Source organism: Nonomuraea sp. NPDC001636, assembly GCF_040298265.1.
GTDB lineage: Bacteria > Actinomycetota > Actinomycetes > Streptosporangiales > Streptosporangiaceae > Nonomuraea.
In genome coordinates, this window is sequence record NZ_JBEOZT010000070.1 from 1 (window position 1) to 6,855 (window position 6,855).

Sequence of the window (6,855 nt, forward strand, 5' to 3'; positions counted from 1 at the left end):
CGAGACTTTGAAGGGTGCACATGGCTGGCCCGATGCCCGCACCGCCCGCCTGGCCGTGTTCGGCTGGATCACCCGCTACAACACGATCCGGCGGCACTCCCGCCTCGGCCAGCTCAGCCCGATCGACTACGAGAAGACGACAGATAGCCTGAAGTCTGCCGCTTGAAATCGGTGTCCACGTTTATGGGGGAAGCCCCGGGAGGAGCCGGCTCAGGCGGGGTGATCGGCGCCGCAGGCCTCCGTCCCGCTCTGGCCCGGCAGCCGGATGGTTCGCGCCGTCCACGCCTCACCGGTCAAGGACACCTCGGTGGGCGTCATCCAACTTCTGCCTCGGCCATCGAACTGAGTGCCTGGCACTGCGGCGCTACTGAGGTTCGCCCAGTTCAGCGGCGAGGTCTCCTATGAATCGGTCCAGCGGACCGGGTGACCAGATGGATGCGTGGTGAGCCAGGTGCCGTCCCCGAGAGGGCGGATGTCGTAGGAATGCTCCCCACGCGCGTCGAGCTCGGCTCGAACTTGGCCAGAGCGCGCATCGACCCGGTAGTGGTGGATCCACTCCTGCTCGTCCTCTGTTTCGCCAGCGATGGTGACGATGACGGTGTCTGGGCTCAGGTAGCCGCCGCACCATTCCACATAGGCCTCGTCCGGGTCGTGTCCGAAGGCGTCGACCGAGAGGGTGAACGCCATCCCGCCTTCGGGGTAGGCGTGGACGGCGATGTCAGCCTGGTTGTGGTCAACGGTCATGAACTGGCGGCCATCGGGCGACAGGTCGATGAGGCATCGATCGTCCCAGGGGTAGCAGAAGAGATCGATCCCGGCCTCGGTCAATGAGGCGCGGTAGATGACCGAACCGTCCTGTCCTTCTCCCACGTTGAGGAGGACTTGACCGCTCGTCCCGTGCAGCAGTTGCACTCCGCCGTGCCCGACGGTCTGCAGATCAGCCTGCGCGATGACCGCTCCGGACCAGGCGTCCAGGGCTACCCACTGGTCGGGTCGGTCACGGCCGGCCATGGCGTCAGGGCGGTAGACCCACACCACGCGTCCATCGAACGACAGCACACAGCCAGGCTCGTGTCGGTATCGCTGGACTGACTCTGGTTCAAGCCCGGACCGCCAGACCTCGGCTCCGTCCGGCGTCACGCACACGACCGCGTTCAGAGTCGTGTAGTAGACACGCTGAAAGTCAGCGGCAATTGCGTGGTCGATGACGTCGTCCCCAGGAGACGGTGGACAAATCATGGCGGGTGACAGCACGCCGCTGGCCTTGGCAGCCAGGTCGTAGACGCAGATGCGTCCGTCGACGAGCCGCGTGATGATCTGGCGGGGGTGCCGTGATTCAGCCATGCCCGGAGGTTAGTGCCCCCGAAGCACTTTCACGGCAGCTGCTCCCTTGGCTGCCCCACCTGCTGCCAGGCATCCCGGAATCGACCACATCCGATCGGCCCAGTCGCCGCATCATCGCAACGTCCTCTTCCAGCGGAGAACACAGCCGCGGCCTGGGCCACCGCGGCGCTCCTGGCCGGCGGCCTGCTCCTACGGATGCGCGACGCATAGCCGCCGACCGGATCCCGGGCCGGCAAGTGGGCCCGAACGCCCCGAACACGACCCGGCCGCACTTCGCGGGCACGCCTGACCTTCACAGGGATTCCTCCGCTGATCCCGCTCCCCTTGGCAGCGGTCCAGTGACCGCCCGAGCTCATCGTGACCAAGGCCCTGCCGGAGCATCCAGCCAAGTTACTCCCAGGTGCCGCCAACGGCTGTCCGCAGTCTCAACCGGGAGCGGCGGGGTGTGCCAGGGCACTCACGATCGTGGCGAGGAGAGGGCCAGCAGCGCGGCAGCCAGGGCCCGGCCGTGGGCCGGAGCGTGCTCGCTGTCGCCCACCCGGATCTGCCGACCCTGGTGGTGCAGCACCACGGCGCCGTCCGGCTGCCGGGCGACGACGACACCAGCGCCAGGCACGGTCACGCCGCGCACGCCTTCACCGAGGTCACCGCTGAGATCGGCCAGTTCGGGCAACACCAGCCCGGCAGCTGTCTGGGCGGCGGCCAGCCGCTCACGTAGTTCCCGCACTTGTTCGGCGTCGCGTTCACGTTCGGCCTGGGCGGCGCGGGCCTGCTGTTCGGCGGCCACCGCGCGCTCGCGCTGGAGATCGCGGTCGATGCGCGCCTGGCGCAGCTCGTCCTCGGCGCGGGCCTGCAGCCGCGCAGCTGCGGCGGCCTCCCCCTGGGCGGCGACCAGGGCCAGGCGGGCGTCGGTCGCCTCCTGCCGGGCGGTCTCGGCGCGGCCTTCGGCGGTCTCGGCCCGGGCCCGGGCCTGGCGGCTGTCGTGCTCGGCACGCTCGCGGGCGAGGTCGGCGTCGGCGGCCGCGGTCCGCAGGGTCTCGGCGTGCCGGGCGTGCTCTTCTGCGGCGGCGCGCAGCCGGTCGATCTCGCGCCGGGCCTCCTCCAGCGCGGCGGCCGTCCTGTGCTGTTCGGCCTCGGCCTGCTCCCGCTCGCGCAGGGCGTCGTCGCGGGCCTGTTCGGCGGCGCCGCGGGCGCGTTCGTGCTCGGCGACCTGGGCCCAGGCATCGCGGGCGTCCTCCTTGGCCGCGTCGACCCTGCTGTCGGCCTCCCGCAGGACGCGGCGCTGCTCCCGCTCGGCGGCCTCCTGCTTCTCCCGGGCGGCCTGGGCGCGACGCTCGGCCAGCTCGGCGCGGGTGTCGGCCTCGCTTTTCTCGCGGCGCGCCTGCGCGGCATCGGCGTGGGCGCCGCGGGCCTCGGCGAGCGTGTCGGTGACGGCTTGCTCCAGGTCGGCGCGCAGCCCGGCCGCCGCCGCGGCGATCTGCTCGGCCAGCGGCCCGAGCACGGCCTGGGCCTGTTCCAGGCGCACCTGACCGCTGTCGCGGGCGGCGGCGGTCTCGGCCGCGACGCGCTCGCGGTGGTAGCGGGTGCGGTGATCGGCGCTGCAGTCCAGCGCGTCGGCGCGCTTGCCCGGCGGCAAGGAGCCGCCGCAGTAGCGGCAGGCCCGACGGCCGGCGGCGCGGGTACGCGCGGCGCGCTCGGCGGCGACCGCCTCCTCCACCCGGCCGGGCAGCGGCTCCGGCACGACTCCTCCGTCCCCGGGGCCCCGGCTGAATGGTTCGCCCGCGGAGGTGCCGGCGACGTGATCGCCACTGAAATCCCCGGTGTGCCGACTTGCTGGTTCCGTCGCTTCCTCGCCGTCACTCATGCCGGAGATCCTAACAAAGTCATATCCGTTCCGTATCCGTATCCGTGACTACGGATATGGATACGGACAAATGACGGTCCGAGAGATCTCACACAATTCGCCTTGTGTGAGATACGATGATCGTCGGCCGTCGGATGAGAGTTCTCATCTTTCTGACCTGCGGTTTTCTCACCTGTTGTCAGCGGGATTCCCACCTGCTGTCAGTGGCCTGATCCGCAGCCGATGCCACCCGCCCTCCCCCTCCCCGGAGATCGACCGCCTTGGGACGCTGGTTAGCGATAAGCGCCGTTATCACGGGCCACCCGTCTCCTCATCCGGCAACCGCGGTCCTGTTACTCGCTGGTACCGCTATTGGCTGTACCGCAGTCGACGCCGGTCAACACGGCGCTGGTCCTGCCGTCAGCGACTCCTTGATTTGACGGGCGCCGCCCATCGTCCAGGGGAAGAACCGGGCGAGCAGGGAACGTCCCATCGCGGGAGCGCTGAGTACGTATCCGTCGATCAGACCGTTGCCGATCACCGCCACGCATTGCGAGCCGAAGGTGAGACGAGGAAGATGCGTTGTGAGTCGCGCGATCTCGCCTTGCTCGAGGTTACGCAACCGAGCGTGTCAGCGCCCCGATGAGGAACAGTGCACATGACTGAGCGCATGATCTGTCTCGATCACGATCGACGCGACTGGCGTACTCGGAAGATCCATGTCCAGGCTTTCCGGTGGTACGCCATGGTCAGCCTCGATCGCGACGGCTTTGTTGATGCTCTGCGGTCTCGAGGAGAGTCAGCCGACCTACCGACCGCCTACACGGGGGCCGTCGCCAAGGCGCTGAGCTTGCTCCGCTTTGACGGACACCGTCGTTGTGTTGGTCAGGCCGCTCCGGCGGCCTCGAAGTCGGCGGGGCTACGGTAGCCCAGACTGCTGTGCAGGCGGTGCAGGTTGCAGGATGATGGTGCTCTATTCGAGGACACGGGTGAGCAACAGCGTGAGATGGTCGCGCTCGGCGGCGGATAGGGCGTTCAACAGGTCGTCTTGAACCCTGGAGAGTTCCGTGTCGAGTTCTTCCAGTCGTCGCCGTCCTGCAGGGGTCACGGTGATCAGGTTGCGGCGTCGGTCGTTGGGGTCTGAGGCCCGCGCGACGTGACCTTGCTCAGTCAGCTCCTTGAGCATGTTGTGCATGTCGCTCTGGTCGATTCCGCATCGTTGACCGATCCGTACTTGACTGTCAGGGCCGAACTCCTCCAGTGCGGCGAGGATCGCGAAGTGGTAGGCGCGCCCCTCCACACCGGCCATCGCCTCTCCGATGAGCCGATGCGCCCGAGCCGAAGCCTTGCTGATCAGCCAGCTCGGCTTGCCTCGCAGACGGGTTGGCGACTCTTCCATCTCCATGTGCGAAGTCTAGCCAATTCCTTGGTTGAACCCACGAATTTACGATACGTTGGTCGTACCAAGGTTGGTTCGTCCAAGGAATTTGGAAGGTATGACGATGTCACTCACGTTGAGCGAAGCTCAGGCCATCAGTGTCCGCGTGCGCGAACACGCCGCCGAACTCGGTGCGCGGGTCACGGTCGCGATCGTCGATGGCGGCGGGCACCTCCAGGTTCTCGATCGCATGGACGGCGCGCCTCCGCTGTCGGCTCGGATTGCTCCGGCGAAAGCCTCCAGCGTTGCGCTGTTTCATCGTGACGGCGGCGAGTTGATACGTATGCAGCAGGCGTGGCCTTCGCTGTTCGCGCAGCTGGATGAAGTGGCAGGAACGCCCATCGTCGCGGGCGCGGGCTCGCGACTGATCCGGCGCGGCGATGCCGTTGTCGGGGCGATCGCGGTCAGCGGAGGCATGCCGGAGCAGGACGACGAGTGCGCCGATGCCGGGATCGCACTGGTCGGGGCGGTTGGGGTTAGCTGATGGGCCTTTAGCGTGACGGGCGGCAGGGGCGGTTAGTTTGTCGCCGGGTCGACCAGCCGTGCCTCCAGGTCGGCGATCATCTGGGTGAGCAGGCTGGTGTTCTCGCGCCGGACCGCCTGCTCGCCGACCGTGTCCGGGGTTGAGGAACCGGTGGACAGCCGTTGGCGCTGAGAACGATCTTGACTGCAGGGAGCTGAGGCTGTTCTTGGTTGCGAAGCTTCCCTAACGCGTTGCCTGGTCCCGGCGGCGGGCGGCGCGGATCTCGGCGTCGGCGACCTTGTCGTCGAGCAGCGCGTACAACTGGGTCGTCTCGGTGGAGGCGTGTCCGAGGCGGCGGCGGACGGCCTCGATGGAGACGCCGGCGTTGATGAGCTCGGTGGCGTGGGCGTGGCGCAGCTGGTGGATGTCGATCTCCACCCCGGCCGCTTGGCAGTAGTTCTGCCAGCGGTGTTGGGCGGCGTCGTAGGACAGAGGTCCGCCGCGGCCGTTGATAGAGGCGCGAAACAGCGGCCCGGCGCTGTAGCCGGCGCGGGCGAGGTAGAGCTTGAGCAGGGTGACGTAGCCGCGGTCGTCGAGCAGGACGGTGCGAACGCTGCCGCCCTTGCCGTGGATGCGCACGTGTTCGTCGTCTAGGTGCTGTTTCTCAGATCTGCTGACTGAGCGTTCCTGGATCGTCACGATAGGCGTATGGGGCGAGGTGACTTAACCAACGCGGAGTGGGAGCGGCTGGAGCCGCTGCTGCCCGAAGGCGGTCGACAGGGCGGCCGGTGGAACGACCACCGAAAGACGATCAACGGCGTGTTGTACCGGGCTCGCACCGGCCTGCCCTGGCGCGACCTGCCCGAACGATTCGGCCCGTGGATCACCGTCTACAAGCGGCACCGACGCTGGTCGGCCGACGGCGCCTGGCAGCGCCTGCTGACCGCGATCCAGGCCGAGCAGGACGCCCAGAGCCAGGTGGACTGGGACATCTCGGTGGACTCCACCACTGTCCGGGCTCACCAGCACGCCGCCAGCGCGCCCCGCACCCCGCCGCCCGCCCCCCACACCGCCCGGCCGGCAAAAGGGGGACTCCGCCGGGGCAAACCGGAGCGATCCGGTGCTGGCCACCCTGGCCGCCCGGCTGGCGGAGGTGGTCAGACTGGGGAATGCCTAGGCCGTTCCCGGGCGGGTTCACCACCAAGATCCACCTGTCGGCGGACGGCCGATGCCGTGCGCTGTCCCTGGTCCTGACGCCGGGCCAGTACGGCGACAGCCCACAGTTGCGACGGGTGCTGCGGGCCGTGCGGGTCCCTCGGCCGGGGCCGGGACGCCCGCGTACCCGGCCCGACAGCGTGGCCGCGGACAAGGCGTACTCCTCGCGCGCCAACCGCGTCTACCTGCGCCGCCGCAACATCCGCCACACCATCCCCGAACCCCGTGACCAGCGCGCCAACCGCCGCCGGCGCGGCTCTGCCGGGGACGGCCCACCGGCTTCGATGCCGAGCGGTACAAGGCGCGCAACGTCGTCGAACGGGCCATCAACCGGTTGAAGAACTTCCGGGCGGTGGCCACGCGCTATGACAAGCGCGCCTACATCTTCCTCGGCACCGTCACCCTGGCCGCCCCGGTCATCTGGCTCCGGACCTGATCTAAGAAACAGTCCCTAGTACTAGGGCCTGTTTCAGAAGTTGGGTGAGGAGTCTCGGGTGAGGGCTGCGTGTGCTCGAGATGCCTGAGCGGTCCAGATGGTGACGTCGGAAGCGA

Annotated in this window: 6 protein-coding genes and 1 pseudogene; 3 read left to right on the forward strand and 4 right to left on the reverse strand. The window is 68.5% G+C overall.

What is annotated here, in order from left to right; genetic code table 11:
* The first annotated feature begins 7 nt into the window (after positions 1-7).
* Positions 8-166, forward strand: coding sequence for an integrase core domain-containing protein (locus ABT158_RS50670; RefSeq protein WP_352366612.1), 159 nt, complete (start codon positions 8-10; stop codon positions 164-166).
* 233 nt (positions 167-399) lie between these two features.
* On the opposite strand, the gene ABT158_RS50675 is transcribed toward ABT158_RS50670, so the two are convergent.
* The 3 genes from ABT158_RS50675 to ABT158_RS50685 form a co-directional block, all read right to left on the reverse strand.
* Entirely contained in the window at positions 400-1,344 is a 945-nt protein-coding gene (locus ABT158_RS50675) for a hypothetical protein (protein ID WP_352366602.1), read from the reverse strand.
* Positions 1,345-1,801: 457 nt separating this feature from the next.
* Positions 1,802-3,085 (reverse strand): coiled-coil domain-containing protein, encoded by a 1,284-nt coding sequence (locus ABT158_RS50680; RefSeq protein ID WP_352366604.1) that lies wholly within the window; start codon positions 3,083-3,085, stop codon positions 1,802-1,804.
* Positions 3,086-4,160: 1,075 nt separating this feature from the next.
* The gene (locus ABT158_RS50685; RefSeq protein ID WP_352366606.1) at positions 4,161-4,592 is read right to left on the reverse strand and encodes a MarR family winged helix-turn-helix transcriptional regulator; all 432 of its coding nucleotides are present in this window, start codon (positions 4,590-4,592) and stop codon (positions 4,161-4,163) included.
* 97 nt (positions 4,593-4,689) lie between these two features.
* On the opposite strand from ABT158_RS50685, the gene ABT158_RS50690 reads away from it, so the two are divergent.
* The gene (locus ABT158_RS50690) at positions 4,690-5,109 is read left to right on the forward strand and encodes a GlcG/HbpS family heme-binding protein (RefSeq protein ID WP_352366608.1); all 420 of its coding nucleotides are present in this window, start codon (positions 4,690-4,692) and stop codon (positions 5,107-5,109) included.
* 222 nt (positions 5,110-5,331) lie between these two features.
* Here the strand turns inward: ABT158_RS50690 and ABT158_RS50695 are convergent, their stop codons facing one another.
* The gene (locus tag ABT158_RS50695) at positions 5,332-5,787 is read right to left on the reverse strand and encodes a tyrosine-type recombinase/integrase (RefSeq protein ID WP_352366610.1); all 456 of its coding nucleotides are present in this window, start codon (positions 5,785-5,787) and stop codon (positions 5,332-5,334) included.
* 9 nt (positions 5,788-5,796) lie between these two features.
* Here ABT158_RS50695 and ABT158_RS50700 point away from each other — a divergent pair.
* A pseudogene (locus ABT158_RS50700) lies at positions 5,797-6,739 on the forward strand (IS5 family transposase).
* Positions 6,740-6,855: the final 116 nt, after the last annotated feature.